At 66.5% G+C, this 18,919-nt stretch carries 17 protein-coding genes; 5 read left to right on the forward strand and 12 right to left on the reverse strand.

Translation table 11 applies throughout. From position 1 onward, the window contains the following. Positions 1-38 precede the first annotated feature (38 nt). Positions 39-518 (forward strand): Lrp/AsnC family transcriptional regulator, encoded by a 480-nt coding sequence (locus HWN72_RS18285; protein ID WP_008832660.1) that lies wholly within the window; start codon positions 39-41, stop codon positions 516-518. A 137-nt stretch (positions 519-655) separates the two neighbouring features. Here HWN72_RS18285 and HWN72_RS18290 read toward each other — a convergent pair whose 3' ends face one another. Both HWN72_RS18290 and HWN72_RS18295 read right to left on the reverse strand, forming a co-directional pair. Then, complete coding sequence (locus HWN72_RS18290; RefSeq protein WP_211150939.1) at positions 656-2,764, reverse strand: transglycosylase domain-containing protein; 2,109 nt, start codon at positions 2,762-2,764, stop codon at positions 656-658. A gap of 80 nt (positions 2,765-2,844) precedes the next feature. Continuing rightward, on the reverse strand, positions 2,845-4,026 hold the full coding sequence (locus tag HWN72_RS18295) for a mechanosensitive ion channel family protein (protein WP_155986429.1): 1,182 nt from the start codon (positions 4,024-4,026) through the stop codon (positions 2,845-2,847). Positions 4,027-4,226: 200 nt separating this feature from the next. On the opposite strand from HWN72_RS18295, the gene HWN72_RS18300 reads away from it, so the two are divergent. Beyond that, entirely contained in the window at positions 4,227-4,502 is a 276-nt protein-coding gene (locus HWN72_RS18300) for a metal/formaldehyde-sensitive transcriptional repressor (RefSeq protein ID WP_008832657.1), read from the forward strand. 16 nt (positions 4,503-4,518) lie between these two features. Continuing rightward, positions 4,519-5,442, forward strand: coding sequence for a CDF family Co(II)/Ni(II) efflux transporter DmeF (gene dmeF, locus HWN72_RS18305; protein ID WP_036529029.1), 924 nt, complete (start codon positions 4,519-4,521; stop codon positions 5,440-5,442). A gap of 159 nt (positions 5,443-5,601) precedes the next feature. Here dmeF and HWN72_RS18310 read toward each other — a convergent pair whose 3' ends face one another. The 5 genes from HWN72_RS18310 to HWN72_RS18330 all read right to left on the reverse strand — a co-directional run bounded on the left by HWN72_RS18310 (position 5,602) and on the right by HWN72_RS18330 (position 10,800). Continuing rightward, complete coding sequence (locus HWN72_RS18310; RefSeq protein WP_155986428.1) at positions 5,602-6,318, reverse strand: hypothetical protein; 717 nt, start codon at positions 6,316-6,318, stop codon at positions 5,602-5,604. An 11-nt stretch (positions 6,319-6,329) separates the two neighbouring features. Then, complete coding sequence (locus HWN72_RS18315) at positions 6,330-7,841, reverse strand: aldehyde dehydrogenase (protein WP_036529025.1); 1,512 nt, start codon at positions 7,839-7,841, stop codon at positions 6,330-6,332. Position 7,842: 1 nt separating this feature from the next. Beyond that, the gene (locus tag HWN72_RS18320; RefSeq protein WP_036529023.1) at positions 7,843-9,006 is read right to left on the reverse strand and encodes an FAD-dependent monooxygenase; all 1,164 of its coding nucleotides are present in this window, start codon (positions 9,004-9,006) and stop codon (positions 7,843-7,845) included. Further along, the gene (locus HWN72_RS18325; RefSeq protein ID WP_036529021.1) at positions 9,006-9,950 is read right to left on the reverse strand and encodes a polysaccharide deacetylase; all 945 of its coding nucleotides are present in this window, start codon (positions 9,948-9,950) and stop codon (positions 9,006-9,008) included. The genes HWN72_RS18320 and HWN72_RS18325 overlap by 1 nt, the downstream gene beginning before the upstream one ends. Positions 9,951-10,038: 88 nt before the next feature. Further along, positions 10,039-10,800, reverse strand: a complete 762-nt coding sequence (locus tag HWN72_RS18330) for an arylmalonate decarboxylase (RefSeq protein WP_211150940.1) — start codon at positions 10,798-10,800, stop codon at positions 10,039-10,041. Positions 10,801-11,061: 261 nt separating this feature from the next. Between HWN72_RS18330 and HWN72_RS18335 the strand changes: the two genes are divergently transcribed. Beyond that, positions 11,062-11,568: a VOC family protein gene (locus HWN72_RS18335; RefSeq protein ID WP_036529017.1), complete on the forward strand. Its 507-nt coding sequence runs from the start codon at positions 11,062-11,064 to the stop codon at positions 11,566-11,568. Here HWN72_RS18335 and HWN72_RS18340 read toward each other — a convergent pair. From HWN72_RS18340 to HWN72_RS18360, 5 genes are all read right to left on the reverse strand, one after another. Then, a complete protein-coding gene (locus HWN72_RS18340) occupies positions 11,504-12,400 on the reverse strand; it encodes an alpha/beta fold hydrolase (protein WP_051587113.1) in 897 nt (298 codons plus the stop codon). The two genes, HWN72_RS18335 and HWN72_RS18340, sit on opposite strands and share 65 nt — an antisense overlap. Beyond that, positions 12,397-13,956, reverse strand: a complete 1,560-nt coding sequence (locus HWN72_RS18345) for an FAD-binding oxidoreductase (protein WP_069709463.1) — start codon at positions 13,954-13,956, stop codon at positions 12,397-12,399. The genes HWN72_RS18340 and HWN72_RS18345 overlap by 4 nt, the downstream gene beginning before the upstream one ends. 8 nt (positions 13,957-13,964) lie before the next feature. Then, positions 13,965-14,300: a hypothetical protein gene (locus tag HWN72_RS18350; RefSeq protein ID WP_036529014.1), complete on the reverse strand. Its 336-nt coding sequence runs from the start codon at positions 14,298-14,300 to the stop codon at positions 13,965-13,967. Positions 14,301-14,323: 23 nt separating this feature from the next. Then, on the reverse strand, positions 14,324-15,547 hold the full coding sequence (locus tag HWN72_RS18355; protein ID WP_036529012.1) for a class I SAM-dependent methyltransferase: 1,224 nt from the start codon (positions 15,545-15,547) through the stop codon (positions 14,324-14,326). 95 nt (positions 15,548-15,642) lie between these two features. Beyond that, positions 15,643-16,377, reverse strand: a complete 735-nt coding sequence (locus tag HWN72_RS18360) for an SDR family NAD(P)-dependent oxidoreductase (RefSeq protein ID WP_211150941.1) — start codon at positions 16,375-16,377, stop codon at positions 15,643-15,645. Positions 16,378-16,656: 279 nt separating this feature from the next. Between HWN72_RS18360 and HWN72_RS18365 the strand changes: the two genes are divergently transcribed. Beyond that, positions 16,657-18,777 carry a TonB-dependent receptor gene (locus HWN72_RS18365; protein ID WP_036529010.1) on the forward strand — a complete coding sequence of 707 codons (2,121 nt, stop codon included), beginning with the start codon at positions 16,657-16,659 and terminating at the stop codon, positions 18,775-18,777. Positions 18,778-18,919 lie beyond the last annotated feature (142 nt).

Consider the following 18,919-nt stretch of genomic DNA (forward strand, 5'->3'; position numbering starts at 1 on the left):
GCGCGTATCCATTGGCAGAACCTGCCGATAATTCCGCAATGGACGCCATAATCATGCCATCACCACTGGACTCGATTGACCGCCGGATTCTCGACGAACTGCAGTCCGACGGACGCATCACCAATCAGGAACTGTCGGAGCGGGTCGGCCTGTCCCCCTCCCCCTGCCTGCGCCGCCTCAAACAGCTGGAAGGCGAAGGCGTGATCACCCGCTACGTCGCGCTGGTCGACCCCGAGACGGTGGGCCTTGGCGTCACCGCCTTCGTCCGCGTGCGACTGGACCAGCAGGACGATCGCCACCTCGAAGCCTTCGAGACCGCGATCATGCAGTTTCCCGAGGTCATGGAATGCTACCTGATGACCGGGGAGGCGGACTATCAGCTGCGGCTGCTGGTGCCTTCGCTGGGCACTTTCGAGGACTTCCTGCGCAACAGGCTGACGCGGATCGAGGGTGTCTCGCAAGTCACCACCAGCTTTGCACTAAGGCCGGTGGTGTACCGAACGAAGATTCCGGTGTGATGGCGGCAGGGACGTCGTCCCGGACTTGATCCAGGACCGCTGGCCGTGACCAGCCCACTTACGGCGGCAGTGCCTTGCCGACCGGACCTGCCTAAAGACAGCCACCGGTCCCGGATTAAGTCCGGGACGACGAACTGTCACGGCGCGCCCGAAGGACTCGGCGCGACCGATGATCTCGGTGCGGGTGAGGCGCTGCCGCTCGGCTCGATGCGCAGGCCCTGCCCGTCCAGCGTCACGTCGAGCGGCACCCCTTCGACCTTGGTGCTCAACACCGCCTGTCCGTTCTCGATGCGGATGTGGTTGTCGTCGCCTACCGGAATGTCGCCGAGGTCCGGCACGTCGAGCGGCTGGACCGGGCCGTCCGGATCGGCAGCCTTGCGCGGCGGCGGCGCGGCCTTCTCGCCCAATGCCTCGCGCATGAAGTCACGCCAGATGCGCGCCGGGACGGTGCCGCCGGAGACCCCGTTCAGCGGCGAATTGTCGTCCTTGCCGACCCAGACGCCGACGACGAGATCACCCGAATAGCCCACGAAGAGCGCATCGCGGTTCTCCTGACTGGTGCCGGTCTTGCCGAAGTTCGGTGCCTGCAGCATGGCCGCACGGCCCGTGCCGCGATTGACGGTGGCGCGCAGCATGCCCTCGATCGCCTCGTGATCATGCTTCGAGAGCGAGCGCTTGCCATCGAGCAACCAGTCGAACCAGCCCGCCTCCGGCACCGGGAAAGCGCGCGGCTCGACCGGGAAGCTGTTGGCGGCGACGCCCGCATAGGCGGAGGTCAGTTCCAGCAGCGTCATCGTCGCGGTGCCGAGCGCCAGGCTGGGATCGCCCATCGGCAGCGGTGAAGACACGCCGAGCCGCCGCGCCATGTCGATCACCGACTCGTCCCCGACCCGGTTGAACAGCCGCACCGCTGCGACGTTGCTGGACCGCGCGAAGGCGTCCTCCAGCGTGATCGTCGGCGAATAGGCCCCGCCGGCGTTCTGCGGTCGGTAGGAGCCGGTCTCGATCGGCGTGTTGGGGATCGTATCTTCGGGGCTCATCCCGGACTTGATCGCGGCGAGGTAGACGAACAGCTTGAAGGTCGAGCCCGGCTGGCGGCGCGCCTGCGTGACGCGGTTGAACGGGCTTTGCGAATAGTCCCGCCCGCCGACCATGGCGACGACCTCTCCGTTGCGGCGCATGGCCACGAGCGCGACTTGCGTGCCTGCAGGAACCTGCCGGGTGGCGCGGTGCGCGGCGGCTTGCAGGCGCGAATCCAGCGTGGTGCGATAGGACTCGGCGTGGCCCGCCGCTTCGAGCTGGCGCGCCTGCGGCAGCGCCCAGTCGGCGAAGTAGGTGCCGGTCGGAAGCTCGGCCCGGTTGCGCACGTCGAGACGGGGCGTGGATACGGCCTTCGCGTGCTGCGGGGTCATGTATCCCGCATCGGCCATGGCTTGCAGGACCACCCGCATGCGCTTCTCGGACGCGGCGAAGTTGTTGGTCGGCGCCAGGCGCGAGGGAGCCTTCATCAGCCCTGCCAGCAGCGCCGCCTGCCCCTCGGTCAGCTTCTCGGGCTGGCGGTGGAAGTAGTGCAGCGAGGCCGCGCGGATGCCGTAGGTATTGTCGCCGAAGTAGGCGTTGGAAAGGTAGCGCTCGAGGATCTCGTCCTTGGTCAGCCATGCCTCCAGCCAGAACGCGATCAGCATCTCGCGCCCCTTGCGCGTGAGGCTGCGCTCCGAACTCAGGAACGTGAACTTGGCCAGCTGCTGCGTGATGGTGGAGCCGCCCTGCGTATTCCCGCCGGTCACGTTGCTGAGCGCGGCGCGGGCGATGCCGCGCGGGTCGATGCCCCAGTGCGAATAGAACCGCCGGTCCTCGATCGCCAGGAACGCCTGCACGACGTGCGGCGGCAGGTCCTTTACCTTGACCGGATCGTCGGTGACCGCGCCGTTGCGGGCGATCGGCGTACCGTCGGCGGCGAGCAGGGTGATCTCGGGCGGCGCGATCGGCTGGAGCGACTTGGACAGCGGCGCGGTGACCGCGAGATAGCCCACGGTCAGCACGAACAGCGCCAGAACCCCCGCGAAAGTGCGGACGATGCGCTGCTTCCACGTCCAGCGGTGCCACGGCAGAAGCCGCCACAGCCATGCCAACAGTCGGCGCGGCCAAGTGCGCCACCCCCTGCCTTCGGGCAAGGGGGTCTCGACGAGCACGTTGTCCAGTTCGGGCTCGCGGGGGTCGGCGGCTATATGGCGGGAAAGCTCCATTGCCGCCTGCGTTTAGCTGATTCTCCCGGCAAACGCATCCGGGGTTTCGACGAAAGGCGTACAGCGTCCTGCCATCGTCGTCAGGTCGCCTTTTCGGGATAGGGCATGATGATCGTGCCGTCGGGCGCGGCGGTGAAGGTCGTCTGCGTGGGATAGGGGATCGCAATGCCCTCCTGCGCGAACCGCTCGACGATCGCCACCATCAAGCGGTCGCGCAAGGGGTGGGCGATGCCCCAGTCCTTGCCGGGCACGTCCACCAGCAGGCTGAAATCGAGCGAACTGGCGCCGAAGCTCTCGAAACCGGCGCGCGATGCCTTGCCGCCTTCCGCCTCGACAAGTTCGGTCAGGATGCCCGGAATGCGCGCCAGCGTCTCCGGAGGGGTCTCGTAGGCGACGCCGATGGTGAACGGCAGGCGGATGTGGTCGCGCCCGCTGACGTTCAGGATCTCCTTGTCGAGCAGGTTCTTGTTGGCGATGATCCGCAGTTCGCCGGTATAGGCGCGGATGCGGGTGGACTTGAGGCCGATCGCCTCGATAACGCCCGAACTGGTGCCGAAGCTGATCTGGTCGCCCTTGCTGAAGGGGCGGTCGAAGATGATCGCCAGCGCCGCGAAAAGATCGGCGAAGATGCCTTGCGCTGCCAGACCGATGGCGATGCCGCCCACACCCAGACCCGCGACGAGGCCGGTGACGTTGACGCCGATGTTGTCGAGCAGAACCACCGTCGCCACCGCGAAGACGACCACGCTCACCAGCAGGCGGATGAGGCCCATGGCGTTGATGATCGCCTCGCCCTTGAAGTGCTCGGCCGAAGTCTTGTGCTCGATCGCGCCGAGGATGAACTCGCGCGCCCAGATCGCGCCTTGCAGGACGGCGGCGAGGGTGAAGAAGAAGGTCACCATCCGGTCGATCATCGGCGGCGTCTGCGCGTAGCCGTCGACCGCGCGGATCGCGACCATGATGATGAAATAGTTGGTCGTCTTGGTGACCACCCGGCCGACGATGGTGAGCCAGTCGCCCCGCCCGCGTTCTTCGCGGCACAACCGCGCGCCGAGGCGGCGTAGCGCGTAAAGCGCCGAGACGATGGCGACGGCGATGGCCACCGCGATGATGATCTGCAGCCAGTAGGTCTGGAACCACGCGAAGGTCGAATTCGACAAGTCGCGGACCTGCACGGAAACGTCGGGAATGGGGGACTTTGCGGGAGCCGGAGTGGCGGCGGGGGCGGCTGCCGCTGCGGCGATAGTGGTGATTACGCTCATCGCGTGCTCGTGATCCTGCGTCTGTGGCGCCGGCTGCGGATGGCGACCCGAACCGGCGGATGGGCGACGCTCGCGAAGCGAAACGGAGCGTCGGCGCGGGCTTTTGAAATGAACGGCCCTCGACTTTGTTCCCGTATCGGGACCGCCCGGGCGGGTCAAACCTTGCGGCTTCTCCGCTTATACCCTAAGGGGGTATAGGTATGGCACATCTCGGCAAGGACAATCAGGCGCTCATCATGCGGATACGTCGCATGGTCGGGCAGTTGCAGGCGGTCGAGCGCTCGCTCGTCGAAGGGGAGGACTGCGCGAAAGTGCTGCTGCAGAGCGCGGCGGTCCGCGGCGCGGTCAACGGTTTCATCGACGAACTGATCGAGGACCACCTGCGCACCCACGTCTCCGCGCCCGACCTCTCCGATGCCGAGCGCGAGGACGGCGTACAGGCCGTGATCGCCGCCATCCGCCGTTACGCGAAGTAGAAAGACCGCATCTCCCATGGCTTCCCTGCCTCACCCAACCATTCACGATCATGACTTCCTCGGCGCCTCGCACGACGCCAACGCCCGCCGCACGCAGTGGGTCGTCGTGCTCACCGCCGTCATGATGGTGGGCGAGATCGTCGCCGGATATGCCACCGGATCGATGGCGCTGCTCGCCGACGGGTTCCACATGGCGACCCATGCCGGAGCGCTCGGCGTCGCCGCGCTGGCCTATCGCTATGCTCGCAGGCACCGCCGAAATCCGGCCTTCAGCTTCGGGACCGGCAAGGTCGGTGACCTCGCCGGCTTCGCCTCGGCTCTGGTTCTGGCGCTGTTCGCGGTGGGGATCGGGGCGGAATCAGTGGAACGCCTGCTCAACCCCGGTCCGGTGGCGTTCGGGGACGCCACCATCGTCGCGGTGATCGGCCTGATCGTGAACATCGTCAGCGCCCTGCTGCTCTCCGGCGACCATCACCACCATGGGCACGGGCATGGGCACCATCATGATCACGGGCATCGTCACGGCCACGCGCACAACGACAACAACTTGCGCTCGGCCTACCTGCACGTGCTGGCCGATGCGCTCACCTCGGTCATGGCGATCGTCGCGTTGTTGGCCGGGCGCTATCTGGGCTGGACCTTCCTCGACCCGCTGATGGGCGTGGTCGGCGCGGTCGTCATTGCGCGCTGGTCATGGTCGCTGATGAAGGACACCGCCGCCATCCTGCTCGACCGCACCGACGACCACGTCGCGGAAGAAGTGCGCGAGGCCATCGAAGGCCCCGGCGACGCGCGCATCACCGACCTTCACGTCTGGCGCATCGGCCCCGACGCCCATGCCGCGATCATATCGGCCAGTTCGGCACGCGACCATGGCGAACTGCGCCGCCGCCTCGCGCCGGTGCATGAACTGCGCCACGTCTCGATCGAGCGACATTGAGGGCCTGCGTCGTCCCGGCGCAGGCCGGGACCGGTGGCTGTCTTTAGGCACGGCCTTGCTCACCGGGGGCTTCGACAAGCTCAGCCCGAGCGGGATTTGGGGGCTGGTCCTCCACACCGCCTATCCAAAGAGAATGTGAAGACCCGTTTTCGACACCGCTCAGGTTGAGCTTGTCGAAGCCCCCGCGAACCAAGCCGTATCCTCGCCCGTGGCGGTCGCGTAGCGCTCCAGCTGGCTGTCGAGGCCGGAGAACTCCCAGGTCAGGCGCAGGAACACCGCATCCTCGCCGTGCACCCACAGCCGCGCTGGCGGCCAGTGCGGTTGCCAGCGCAGTTCGTAGACGTCGGCCGTGAACGTGCCCGCCGGGACGGTCACCTCCTCCTTGCCGACATAGGTAACGCCGATCGTGATCGGCAGCGCGACAAGCGAGCTTTCGCCGTTGATGTCGTAGGAACAGGTGACGCTCGGGATCATCCGCTCCGCACCCGGCTCGTCGATCCCGCGCGCAAGCGCGATGGCACCGTCGCCCACGAGCGGATGCAGGCCGAGATAATCGACCCGTCCGGGCAAGGTCTGGCTGGTGCGACCGAGGTTCGCGGTCAGCGACTCGCAGTGCGTGGCGTCGGGCGTGAAATAGTACCACGAACTGCCGGTCAGCTTGCCGTGCTGGACGACGCGCACCTGACCCTCGACCGGGCGCAGATCGGCATCGAGGCTCCACGAGGCGTCGCGGGTCAGGGCGCCGTCGCCCATCTCGCAATAGGCGCGGACCGTGCGGCCATCGGCGCGCACGTCGATGCCAAAGTCCTCGATCCCCTGCGGACCATCGGCGTGATGATAGACGATGCGGCCCGCATGACGGCGAAGATAAGTCACTGCACTTTCCATCACAGGGCCACGGTCACGGCCTTGGTCTCCAGATAGAGGTCCAGCCCCTCCCGCCCGAACTCACGCCCCCAGCCCGACTGCTTGAAGCCGCCGAACGGGATGTTGGCGCCGACCGCACCGTGAGTGTTGACCGAGACATGGCCCGACCGCACCCGCGCCGCCATCTTGTGCGCGGTGGACAGGTCCTGCGTCCAGACGCTGCCCGAAAGGCCGAAGTCGCTGTCGTTCGCCATCGCGGCGATGGCGTCGAGGTCGTCGCCCTCGAAGCGCTGGACGGCCATGACCGGGCCGAAGATCTCCTCGCGCACCACGCGCATGTCGGGGGTGGTGTCGGCAACGATGGTGGGTTCGACGAAGTGGCCGGGGCCTTCGGGCGCCTTGCCCCCCGCGACGACGCGCGCCGGGCCTGCCTTCGCCTCCTCGACGAAGCTCATGACGCGGGCCTTCTGCTTGGCGGAGATCAGCGGACCGATCATCGTGTCCGCATGCAGGCCATGGCCGATCTTCATAGACCCGGCGAACGCGGCCATCCCTTCGAGCAGTTCGTCGTAGATATCGGCGTGGACGAAGATGCGCGTGCCCGCCATGCAGTTCTGGCCCTGCAGGAAGAAGGTCGCCATCGCAACGCCCGGCACGGCCTTGGCCATGTCCGCATCCGGGAAGACGATCACCGGCGACTTGCCGCCCAGTTCGAGGCTGACTTTCTTGAGATCGTCGGCGCATTCGCGCACGATCAGCTTGCCCACTTCGGTCGACCCGGTGAACGAGATCTTGGACACCAGCGGATGCTTGACCAGCGCCGCGCCCGCCGTCGCGCCATCGCCGTTGACGATGTTGACGACGCCTTCAGGGAAGCCCGCCTCCATGATCAGACGGCCGAGCACGACGGCGCTGAGCGGCGTCTCCTCGGCGGGCTTGAGGACCACGGTGCAGCCCGCCGCCAGCGCCGGAGCCAGCTTGAGACACGCCATCGAGAGCGGGACGTTCCACGGCACGATCTGGCCGACGACGCCGACCGGCTCGCGCAGGGTGTAGGTCAGCGCCTCTCCCGCCGCGAGGACATGCGCGGGCGGGGTCGTGGTGGTGCCCTCGATCCGCTCCGCCCAGCCCGCGTAGTAATGGAACAGTTCGGCATTGTTGCGGGCGGTCAGGCCAGCGAGCCACATCGGCATGCCGTTGTCGATGACCTCGAGTTCGGCCAGCACTTGCGTGTTGGCCTCGAACAGGTCGGCCAGCTTGCGCAGCAGCCTTGCGCGCTCGAAGTGCGAGAGCTTCGACCACGGGCCGCCGAAGGCCTTGTGGGCCGCGCGGACCGCAAGGTCCACGTCCACCGCATCGCCGAGCGCGAAGTCCGCCAGCGCGGCGCCGGTCGCGGGATCGTGGGTTACGCCCGCCGCGCCGCTTGCGGAAGATACGAACTTGCCGTCGATCAGGAGCGGGAAGTCGCCGCGCAGGACGTCCCAGGTGCCGGGCGAGAGTTCGACGGGGAAATCGGCTGCAGTCAGGGTCATCTTATACTTCCACCTTGCCGGCATCGTAGGCGAACAGGCCCAGCGTTTCCTCGTTGCGGACTTCCTTCTTGCCGAAGTTGTCCGCGTCCTTGCTCTGCAGGCGTTCGGCGTTGGCGTTCGATTCCGCCTGGATGAACGTCGCATGCTCGATGCGCGCGCGTTCGTAGCGTTCGATCGCCTCGGCCACCGTGTCGCTCCCCTCCATCGCACGGGAGAGCACGACCGCGTCCTCGATGGCGCAGGAAGCGCCCTGCCCCAGGAACGGCGTCATCGCGTGCGCCGCATCGCCGAGCAGGGTGATGCAGCCGCCCTGGTTCCACGTCGACAGCGCCGAGCGGGCGTTGATCGCCCATTTGAACAGGCGGTCTTCCTCCAGATGCGCGATCATGTACTGGATCGGCTCGCACCAGCCGGCGAAGACCTGCTGCAGTTCGGCGCGCCTGGCCGGAATCGTCCAACCGTCATCGGTCCAGCCTTCCTCGCGGGCGAAGAAGACGAGGTTGATCTGCGTGCCGCCGCGTAGCGGATACCACACCGCCATGCGCTCCGGCCCGATGAAGTTGCCGGGGTTCTCGGCAAGCTCGCGCAGTTCGGCATCCACCGGCACTACCCCGCGCCATGCGACGTGGCCGGTGAAATGGGCCGAGATCGGCTCGAAAATCCTGCGCACCACCGACTTGAGGCCGTCCGCGCCGACCAGCAGGTCGCCGCGATGCTCGGTGCCGTCCTCCAGCTTCAGCCAGGCTTCTGCGCCGTCATGCCCGGCTTCGGACACGCGGGCCGAGAGATGCAGCTTGCCGCCCAGCTCCCGCGCCGTCTCGACGAGGATCGCGTGAAGGTCGGCGCGGTGCATGTAGAGGTACGGAACGCCGTACTTCTCGCGCATCTGGTTGCCGCGCTCCAGCGTCTTGAGGACACGCCCGTCCTCCCAGTGCCGCACCACCTGCCGCATCGGCTCGCTGCCCGCAGCCTCGATCCTTGGGCCGAGGCCGAGGTACTGCAGCCCCGCCATCGCGTTGGGAGCGAGCGTGACACCCGCCCCCACTTCCCCGAAGCTCTGCGCGCCTTCGAAGACCTCGACCTCGAACCCCTTGCGCAGGAGCCCGATGGCCGCGGCCAGCCCGCCAATGCCGCCGCCGGCGACGAGAACCCTAGCCTTGTCCATCAGCCGACCCGACCCTGGCCAAGTTGACCCTGCCCAAGCTGACCCGGAATATGGCTCTCGTGGTTCTGGAGATACCACTCAGCGATTTCCTCGCGGGTGGCCCACCAGACGCCGTCGAGCGACTTCGCGTGCTCGATGAACTCGCGCACCGCGCGGACGCGGTGGGCGCGGCCGGCGACGTGCGGGTGCAGGCCGATGTTCATGATCCGGCCGCTCTTGGCGCCTTCGGCATAGAGCACGTCGAGTTCCTCGATCAGCGCATCGCGGAACTGGTCGGTGGTAAAGTTCTTGCGGGTGATGAAAGTGAAGTCGTTGATCTCGTTGGAGTACGGGACCGAGACGATGGGGCCGTTCGGCGTGCGCAGCAGGTACGGCTGGTCGTCGTTCATGATGTCGCAGTAGAAGGTGCAGCCCTCCCCTGCGAGGATGTCCGCCGTCTGCATCGTGCCGCGCAGCGACGACGAGAGCCAGCCCTTCGACTTGCGGCCGGTGTACTTCTCGAACTGCTCGAGCGAGCGCATGATGATGTCGCGCTCCTTCTCCGGCTCGTGCGCGAAGGTGGTGAGCAGTTCGCCCTGCTCCCAGTTGTGGGTGAGCAGTTCCCAGCCGCGCTCCAGCACCGCATCGGTCATCGCCTTGCGACGCTCGAAGGTGACGGCGTTGGTGGTGCAGCTGGCCTTGACGCCCAGTTCGTCGAACAGGTCGAACAGGCGCCAGATGCCCACGCGCTGGCCATATTCGCGCCAAGTGTAGTTCGGGAAGTCCGGCGTGTTGCCGGGCAGGATGTCCGGCAGGATCGCCGGGCCGCCCGCGTAGTAGGGCTTGTCGGTATCCTTGGTGAGATCCCAGGTCTCGAGATTGAAGGTGATCAGCAGCGCCACGCGCTTGCCGTCCGGCCACTGGAGCGGCTGGCGCTGCGGCATCGGGACGTAATCGTATTCCATTGTGAACTCCGTATTCTAATCTCTCGACCCTGAGGTCAGCTTAGAGCGCCGATGCCGTATCGCCAGTGCTTGCTTTGCAAGTGGCGGATCAGAAATCCGCAAGCAGGCGGCCGAAACCTTCCTTCTGGTCCGTGAAGCCCATCGTGCGCAGGGCGTGCCAGTAGGTGGCGGTGTTGATCGCGATCACCGGCTTTTCCAGCCAGAACTCGGCCATGGCGGCGACTTCGGCGAAGGCCAGGTTGGTGCCCGCCTGGATCACCGCGTCGACGCCCTCGCTTACCTTGATGGCGGCGCGCTTGAGGGTCTGCTTGCTCTCGTGCGCGATAAGCATCGGCGACTGGCACTTGAGGCCCTCGACGTGGACGACCTCGTAGCCCTGGTCCTCGAAGAACTTCTTGACGTTGGCGTCGCCCACCGGCGCATAAGGGGTGAGGATGCCGATCTTGCGGATTTTCTTGCCGTCGGCCTCCTCATAGGCCCGGATCGCGGCGTCCACGGCGGTGGAGCCCATGATCACCGGCACGCCGCCGGTCCGCTCCAGCATGCGCTGGTGCAGGCGCTCGGCGCCCTCGGCACCGTCCCAGAAGGTCTCGGCCGACATGCCCATGACGACGCAGCCCGGGTCCATCGACATCGACACGTCGACCGCATCGAACGTGGCGCTGCGGATGTTCTCCAGCATCTCCACGAACGTCGCGTCGTCCACGACCTTGGTGTCGGGAATCGCGATGCGCGAGAAGTGGTTGGTCACGCCGCGCGGGCGCATGTCCGCGTACTCGGGCTCGACGCTGGTGTTGGTCGAGGGGGCGACCACCGCGAACTTCATGCGGTAACCGAGAGAATCCGTCATTTTCTATATCCCACGCAGCTGGAGAGCGGACTCTCCGAAAGAGTTGCAGACGGGCCGGCAGAACCCTGGCCGGAAGATCGTGTCGCCCTTGCGGATCGGGGGCTGCTGATGCTCCCGGTCATGACCGTTCATCGCGCCCCGGGCCGACCTTCCGCAAGGCGGCACCCGTCCCGTTGTCCACCTGACGACCATTGGCGGCCGCGCGCTCGCGGCGGCGCGGCAGGACGGGAACTATCGGGGCGAACCAGCAAAGGCAGACCGATGACCGAGCATCCCTCCTCCGCCCTCGTGCGTGCGACGATCTTCGTGCGCGATCTCGACAAGGCGACGCAGTTCTACCGCGCCATCGGCCTCACCGAGACCTACTTCGAGGGCAAGCTGAGCCATCCTTCGGCGACCGAGATCCTGGGCTTCGACGACCCGCGCCCATTCGAGATCCGCATCGTCAAGCGCCCCGGCCCCAACTACGGCATGGTCGGCCTGTTCAAGCTGGCGGACGGCACCACGGACGACGCCATCCCCCCCGCAACCGGCCCGGCGCGCATCGGCGAGGTGGCGCTGGTCTTCTACGTGACCGACATGGCCGGAACGATGGAAACGCTGCGCGCCCTCGGCGCAACGTGGGCGCCGGAGCCACAGGTCTTCGCGATGGAACACCGCGCGCAGCTGGAAGTCTGCATCCGCGACTGCGATGGGGTATTCATCAACCTCGTTGAAACCGACCCCGCGCAGCAGGAGCGCACCCGCCCGGAACTGGATTATTCCTGATCCACGTCGTCCCGGACTTGATCCGGGACGACGCCAGAAACTCTTCCACCGCGCGCGCGACGCCTTGCGGGTCCGCGGTGGCCTGGAAGTTCGCCCCGCCGGTGACGGCAAGGCTCGCGCCGGGGAAAGCGGCCTTCGCGCGGTCCAGCTCGGCGTGGAAATAGTCGTCGGGTGAGGTCAGCAGCAGCACTGGCGCGGTGACGCGCGCTGCCAGTGCAGGCGTGTCGGACTTTGCCACCGCCATGTAGGCTTGTGGTCGGGCCTTCCATGCGCGCAGCATGGCGACGACTTCGTCATGGATGATCTCCACGTCGATGCCCTCGTTGTAGCCGGCGGCGTAGTCCCAGTTGGTCTGGAGGTGCGATCCGTCGCGCTTGAGGCCGATCGGCTCGCCATGCGTCTGCTCGAAGTGCGCGCGCTCATCCGGCGTCATCAGCTCGGCGCCCGCCAGTATGATTGACGCCACCCGCTCGGGATGGTTCGCGGCGAAGTACACCGCAAGGCTGGAGCCGGTGTGATGCCCGAAGACATGGAAACGCCCGATCCCGAGCGCGTCGATCCCTTCCAGAATCCACGCCGCATAGTCCGCGAGCGAAGGCCAGCCGACCGGATCGAAGCTGCCCCCGAAGCCCGGCGTGTCGATCGCGACGAGCCGGTTGGGCAGATCGAGTTCGGCCAGCAGCGGGTCGTAGCTCTGCGCCGAGCACGCGGTCTGGTGCAGGAAGACGATGGCGGGCTCCCCGCCCGGCGCTTCAAGGCCCGCCACCTCGCGCACGTGCAGCTGCCCGTCCGCAAGGTCCACGTAGGACTTGCGGACGGTGTTACGGGTCACAGGCCCAGCACGCCCGGACCAATGAGGCCCTGCGGATCGAGCGCCGACTTGATCGCGCTGACCAGCGCCTTGGGCTCTGCTCCGAGGCGCGCGGCGTAGGGATAGGCACGGCCGAGCTGGAAGTGCAGCGCGCCGTGGGCGTCGTAGAGATCGACAAGCTCACCCTTGAGCCGATGGACGTACTCACGCGCGGCCGGGTTCGCCGGGAATTTCGGCAGGCTGGCGAGGTAGTCGCCGGGCACCGATTCCGCGTGGTAGGCGGTCTGCTCGTCCGGCCAGTAGAGCGCGATTTCGTAAAGGAAACCGCTCGACCCAACGGTGGAATACATGCCGCCGCCCCACACGCCGTGCTGCTTCATGTCGGCGGCGCGGTCCGCGTAGAAGCGCTGGAGCGCTTCGTGGAAATCACGCACGCGGTCGTGCGCCATGACGCCGTGCAGCGGCACCCAGCGCTCGCCGCCCGGGCCGAGCGTGTTGTAGAGCGGTGCGAAAGGCATGCCGCGCACCACCGAAGGCACCGTCGCGACGATTTCGCGGCCGAGGTCGGCGGTCAGGTCGCGCAGGCGCTGCAGCTTGGCGCGGCACTCGGCATCGTCGAAACCCTCGACGATGTAGTGCGTCATGAAGTTCGAGGCCGAAATCTGCTTGCGGGCGAGAATGCCCGCCGCCGCGACCTGCTTGAGCCCGGCGAAGACCGAGGGCGAACTCTTGACGATGGACATCGCCATCGCCAGCTGCCCGCCCGCGCGCTCCTGCTTGGCGATCTGGCCCTGCGACAGCGCAGCGTCGAGCGCGAAGTGCGAATCCTCGACCCGCTCCATGGCGATGCGGCGCATCGATTCGTGCATCTGCGCGAATTCAGCGAAGGCGAAGGACAGCACGCGATGCGCGGGCTTGTGGCGCAGCAGCGGCAGCGTAACGCGGGCCTTGAGGCCGAAAACGCCGCAGTCGCCGGTGAACAGGCCGGTGAGGTCAGGTCCCGCATGACGGCCGAACGGCTTCTCGCCCAGCGCGCCTGTGCCGGTGCGCAGCAGGCTGCCGTCGGCGAGTACCACGTCGAAGGCCAGCGCCGATTCCGCCGAAATGCCCCATGCGCCCGAGCCGTGGCTGATCGAGTTTTGCGACATCGATCCGCCGATGGTCGCCGCGATCCCCGAGAACGGCCCACGGAACGGCGTGCGCAGGCCCTTGGCCTCCAGCGCGTCGGACAACTGGAGCCAGGTAACGCCCGCCTCGACGGTGACGTAGCCGTTGAACTCGTCGATCTCGACGATGCGGTTCAGGCGGCTCATGTCGATGAGCAGGTGCGAGCCGTCCACCGCATTGTAGCCATCGGTGTAGGACGCGCCGCCGCCGCGCACGGTGAACGGCAGCTTGGCGGCCGCCGCCTCGCGCACCACGGCCTGCAGTTCCTCGATCGTGCCAGGACGCGCGACCGCGCCCGGCATGACCTGTGCGCGGTAGACGTCGGTGGCAAAGTAGGCGACCTTGGCCGGGTCGGTCAGCAGGTTGTCCGCACCGACGATGTTCGCCAGCGCGCTCGCATTCATGCTCATTGTATCGCTTACCCTTCCGCGATCGCGTCGAGGGTGGCGATGTAGCCTTCGGTTGTTTCCTTGCCTGCCGCCTCGGAAGCTTCCTTGCGGACGAGATAGAACATGCGTTCCAGCATCTGCTGGCGGCGCGCCTCGCGGGCTTCCAGCGCCGCGTCGTCGAGGACGAGCGCATCGACTTCGGCGCGCGCGTCGATGTTGTGGTTGGCCAGCACGCGCTGGGTGGAATCGAGCTGGTCGGCCAGCACCGAAACCTCACCCGCGAGGACCATGATCATGCCCATCATCTGGTCGAGGGCCGGGTCCTGGTAGAACTGGGGCCGCTTGCCCCGTGCGTCACGCTTCATGTCTTTGTCTCGTTCCTAAGGGATCAGGCAGTAGGCTGAGCGTGGGGCTTTTGGGCGATGAGAACTTCCCAGCCGCCGCCGGGAGCGAACTCGCCCGCCGTGAACTCGCGCTCGGCGACGTCGGCGGCAGATTCCTCGGTATAGCCCGCACCCGCATATTCCATCACCGCCATCGGCGCGGTGTCGAAGCGGATGGTCGCCGGGTCGAAGCCCGCCTTGGTGGCCAGCGCGATCTGGTCCATGTCGCGCATCGCGCCCCAGAACGGCTCGTTGTTGTAGTACGTCTCGTTGTCGAGGATGAACTGCGTGAACGGGTCCATCAGGTCGAACGGCGGCAGATCCGCGTGGATCATCAGGCCGCCGGGCTTGAGGACGCGGGCGCATTCCTCGAACACGCGGGGCATCGCCTTGCCGCTGGTCTCGTGCAGCAGGATGTGGCTGACGACGAGGTCGAACGAGGCGTCCTCGAACTCGGTCTTCTCGGCGTTCATCTGCGCGAAGTTGACGTCGAGGCCGAACGCACCGGCGCGGGCGTGGGCATAGCGCACCATCGGACCGCCGACATCCACGCCCCAGATCTCCGCCTCGGGGAACAGTTCCTTGTACGGCAGCGTCGAGTGGCCGACCGTGCAGCCCAGGTCGAGGATGCGCCTGGGCTTGAAGTCCGGCATGTTGCGCTTGAGGTAGTTCACCACCGAGCGGCCCATGTCGTCGTTGAACGGGCCGGTGTAGCCCATCGAATAGAGGTACACACCGCGGTCGTAGAGCACGCCGAGCGAGACGTCCGAAGCATCGTCCGGGCCGCCCGCATAACCACCCGGCATGCAGTGGATGTCGAGCGAGGAGACGTAGCGCGGAACCTCGAAGCCCTCGGGGATGTGCAGCTCGCCCTTGTTCTTCGCCGAATTCTCTGCGGCGGCGGCCTTGAGGCTGTCTTCCTCGCGCTCGATCGAATCGATCACGCTGTCCCACAACAGTTCCTGGCTGATGCGGTTCACGGCGGCGTAGTGGCGGAAGTAGTTGTCCGGCACCATCGCCTTGCGGATGTCGTGGCGATCGACCGGCGCGCGACCCGCTTCCTTCTCGAAGCGCTGGGCGGCGCGGCCCGAATAGATCGGGTGCAGGCCGGGCAGCAGGCCCTGCTGGATGAAGTGCTTGAGGCTCTTCGCGAACTCCTGCCGCGAGGCTTCTTCCGAGGTCGGGGTGGGCAGCATGCCATGGATCTGCTGCTGGAAGGTGTTGAGCATTGGGTTATCCCTGAAGACGTATGCGCAAACTATAAGCGGGGCCGGCGATCACGCACCTGCGAAAGTGGAATCTCCACCCCTCGGACAGTGGAGCGTCACACCCACTTGCCCGAGGTGTAGCCGCCATCGACCGGGATCGCCGCCCCGGTCACGAAGCTGGCTGCATCCGAGATAAGGAAAGCGACCATTTCCGCAACCTCGGCGGGCTTGCCGATGCGGCGCAGCGCGTGGGCCTGGAGGTTGGCCTGCATCAGCGCCTCCAGCCCGGCATCGGCGAGCGGGGCCGTCATCTGCGTCTCGATCAGGCCGGGGCACACGCAGTTCACGCGCACGCCCGCATCGGCAAGGTCTACCGCCATGCATCGGGTCAGGTGGATGACCGCCGCCTTGCTCACGCCGTAGGCCACGCAGTCGTTGCGGGCGACGAGACCGAAGGTGGAGCCGATGTTGACGATCGAGCCGCGCCCCCGCGCGCGCATCGCCGGAAGCACCGCCCGGCAGCCGAGCGCCGTGCCCCGCAGGTTGACGGCCATGATGCGGTCCCAGTCGTCGATGGCGATCTCGTCGATGGCGCCGAGGCCGCCGACGCCCGCGCAGTTGACGAGGCCGTCGATACCACCCTCGGCCTCCAGCCGCGCGACGAGTGCATCCCATGCGGCGGGATCGGCGACATCGAGCGCGACGCCGCGTCCGTCGTGATCGTGCAAATCCGCGCGAACCACCGTGCGCCCGGCCGCTTCGATCAGGTCCGCCGCCGCCTTGCCGATGCCGGACGCCGCGCCCGTGACCAGTACGACGCCCGCGCCCTGCGTTGCGGTAAGCTCTGCCATCATGACCTCCACTGCGTTGATTTCGCGGCAGTCTGACGCTCGCCCCTAAAAGTGGCGCGCTACCCGGCCGTTTTTATCCGCACAGCGGTTCATGCATGGAGCGATGCGTCTGAGTTATCATCCTGCGGACAGTTTGCGGCGCAGCATTGCCACAAAACCTTATCACCGACAGCTTCCGCTTTGCCTGACGGGCGCCGACGCAAAGCTCCTTTCGAAAAGAGCCACGTCGCCACGGGCCAGGGTTCAGAAGATACTACGCACAAAGGTTCATTCGACACCATGATGAAGGCATTCTCCAAGGGGCTGCTGCTCGCGACCGCGATCGGCTCCTTCCCCGCCATGGCCGCCGCGCAGGACGCCGCCGCAAATGCGAGCAGCGACGCCAACGGCTTCGGCGACATCGTCGTCACCTCGCAGCGCACCGAACAGCGCCTGCAGGACGTGCCCATCAGCGTCACCGCCATCACCGCTGACGAAATCCAGACCCGTCAGGTGAACACCCCCACCGACGTCGCGCGCCTCGTCCCCAACCTCAAGCTGGACGGCGTGACCGGCGGCTCGGCGGGCCTCAAGGCGTACATCCGCGGCGGCGGCGGCACCGACGGCGGCTACGTCATGTCGGAAGCCGAAGTCGCGCTCTACATCAACGACGTCTACAACGCCCGCATGCAGGGCGCGCTGATGGACTTCGCCGAGATCGAGCGGATCGAAGTCCTGCGCGGCCCGCAGGGCGTGCTCTACGGCCGCAATGCCTCGGCCGGTGCGATCAACATCATCACCAAGCAGCCCTCGGACGAGTTCACCGGCAACGTGCAGGTCGGCTACGGCACCTGGAACGAGCGCCGCGTGAAGGGCTACATCTCGGTCCCGCTGAGCGAGGACGGCAAGTGGGCCGCATCGTTCAACGGCATCGTGCGCGCCCGTGACGGCGGCCGCCAGTACAACGCCACGCTCGACAAGAAGGTGGGCAAGGAAGACTTCAAGGGCGGCCAGTTCGACCTCGCCTACAAGGGCGACGTGGTGAAGGCCCGCCTGAACCTGTTCTACCTCGACCTCAACTCGGACGGCCAGTGGTCGGTCAACACCACCACCAACGACGAGGGCAAGATCGTCCCGCTCTCGGGCTCGTACCGCACCGTGCTCTCGCCGGTGGCATCGGACACCCGCGTCAAGCAGAAGGGCGGATCGCTCCACCTCTCGGCCGACTATCCGGGCGGCACGCTGACCTCCATCACCGGCTACTCGGAGATGGACGACTTCTGGATTCAGGACTTCTCGGGCGGCGTCTATCCTTCGATGATCGGCTCCACCGGCACGACACCGCTTGCTCTGTTCGTGCGCAGCAGCGACTCCCAACAGTGGCAGTTCAGCCAGGAAGTTAACGCCGCCGGCTCGCTGGCTGACGGCCTCGTCGATTACGTGGTCGGCTTCTACTACTTCCACGAAAACGGCGACCAGATCGTCGACACGACGACGTTCTTCGTGCCCTCGCGCACCAACTTCCATGCCAAGACCGACGCCTGGGCGGGTTACGGCCAGCTGACCTTCAACGTCACCGACCAGCTCGCCCTTATCGCCGGCGGTCGCTATACGCTCGAGGACAAGGCGCTCAACGCCGACATCGGCGGCGATCTGGCCGTGAGCCGCGACCACTACAAGAAGTTCACCCCCAAGCTGGGCGTCAACTTCAAGCCGAGCAACGACGTGCTGCTCTATGGTTCGTACAGCGTCGGCTTCAAGTCGGGCGGCTACAACGGCCTCGCCTCCACCGCCGCGCAGCTGGCCGCAGCCTTCAAGCCACAGAGCACCGATGCCTTCGAAGCGGGCATCAAGGCCGACCTCGGCAGTACCGTGCGCGTGGCGCTCTCGGGCTTCGTCAACAAGATCAAGAACCGTCAGGAATCGATCAACCTCGGCGACGGCGGCTTCCTGATCGAAAACTACAACATGACGATCAAGGGCCTCGAAGCCGAGATCGCATGGAAGCCGGTCTATGGCCTGCAGATCTGGGGCAACGGTGCACTCAACAAGGGCAAGTACCGCACCTCGGGCGGTTCACTCGCAGGCAATGCGCCGCCGTTCCTGCCGGATTACCAGGCAACCGTCGGCTTCGACTACAACTTCGATCTCGGCTCGGGCAAGGTCAAGTTCGGCGCCGATGCCAACTTCCGCGACAAGTTCTTCTCGACGGCAGACAACGCCGCGATCGGCGCAGTCACCTCGACGCAGATCGTCAATGCCTATGTCGGTTACGACGTCGGGCCTTGGCAGTTCCAGGTCGCGGGCAAGAACCTGCTCAACCAGATCAACTGGCAGACCGGCTTCGGCTTCTCGGTCGTGAACCCGCGCTTCATGACCGATCCGCGCACCGTGCTGGCGACTGCCCGCTACAGCTTCTGATCTCTCCCGGACCGGGTGCCAGAAATGGTGCCCGGCCCACCCTCACCCTAAAAGGCCCGGCGGGACGCAAGTCCTACCGGGCCTTCTTTTTTGTCCTACATCCTCCCTGTTGCGCAGCAATGGGAGGTGGCAGTCGCGAAGC

The organism is Novosphingobium sp. HR1a, from assembly GCF_015594425.1.
Classification (GTDB): Bacteria; Pseudomonadota; Alphaproteobacteria; order Sphingomonadales; family Sphingomonadaceae; genus Novosphingobium; species Novosphingobium resinovorum_A.

Excerpts from the sequence above, each read along its gene's own strand:
- dmeF (WP_036529029.1), top strand. The coding sequence starts at position 4,519 with ATGGCTTCCCTGCCTCACCCAACCATTCACGATCATGACTTCCTCGGC.
- HWN72_RS18360 (WP_211150941.1), bottom strand. The coding sequence starts at position 16,377 with ATGGCAGAGCTTACCGCAACGCAGGGCGCGGGCGTCGTACTGGTCACG.
- HWN72_RS18320 (WP_036529023.1), bottom strand. The coding sequence starts at position 9,006 with ATGGACAAGGCTAGGGTTCTCGTCGCCGGCGGCGGCATTGGCGGGCTG.
- HWN72_RS18350 (WP_036529014.1), bottom strand. The coding sequence starts at position 14,300 with ATGAAGCGTGACGCACGGGGCAAGCGGCCCCAGTTCTACCAGGACCCG.
- HWN72_RS18335 (WP_036529017.1), top strand. The coding sequence starts at position 11,062 with ATGACCGAGCATCCCTCCTCCGCCCTCGTGCGTGCGACGATCTTCGTG.
- HWN72_RS18345 (WP_069709463.1), bottom strand. The coding sequence starts at position 13,956 with ATGAGCATGAATGCGAGCGCGCTGGCGAACATCGTCGGTGCGGACAAC.
- HWN72_RS18365 (WP_036529010.1), top strand. The coding sequence starts at position 16,657 with ATGATGAAGGCATTCTCCAAGGGGCTGCTGCTCGCGACCGCGATCGGC.
- HWN72_RS18355 (WP_036529012.1), bottom strand. The coding sequence starts at position 15,547 with ATGCTCAACACCTTCCAGCAGCAGATCCATGGCATGCTGCCCACCCCG.
- HWN72_RS18300 (WP_008832657.1), top strand. The coding sequence starts at position 4,227 with ATGGCACATCTCGGCAAGGACAATCAGGCGCTCATCATGCGGATACGT.
- HWN72_RS18285 (WP_008832660.1), top strand. The coding sequence starts at position 39 with ATGGACGCCATAATCATGCCATCACCACTGGACTCGATTGACCGCCGG.
- HWN72_RS18325 (WP_036529021.1), bottom strand. The coding sequence starts at position 9,950 with ATGGAATACGATTACGTCCCGATGCCGCAGCGCCAGCCGCTCCAGTGG.
- HWN72_RS18315 (WP_036529025.1), bottom strand. The coding sequence starts at position 7,841 with ATGACCCTGACTGCAGCCGATTTCCCCGTCGAACTCTCGCCCGGCACC.
- HWN72_RS18330 (WP_211150940.1), bottom strand. The coding sequence starts at position 10,800 with ATGACGGATTCTCTCGGTTACCGCATGAAGTTCGCGGTGGTCGCCCCC.
- HWN72_RS18295 (WP_155986429.1), bottom strand. The coding sequence starts at position 4,026 with ATGAGCGTAATCACCACTATCGCCGCAGCGGCAGCCGCCCCCGCCGCC.
- HWN72_RS18290 (WP_211150939.1), bottom strand. The coding sequence starts at position 2,764 with ATGGAGCTTTCCCGCCATATAGCCGCCGACCCCCGCGAGCCCGAACTG.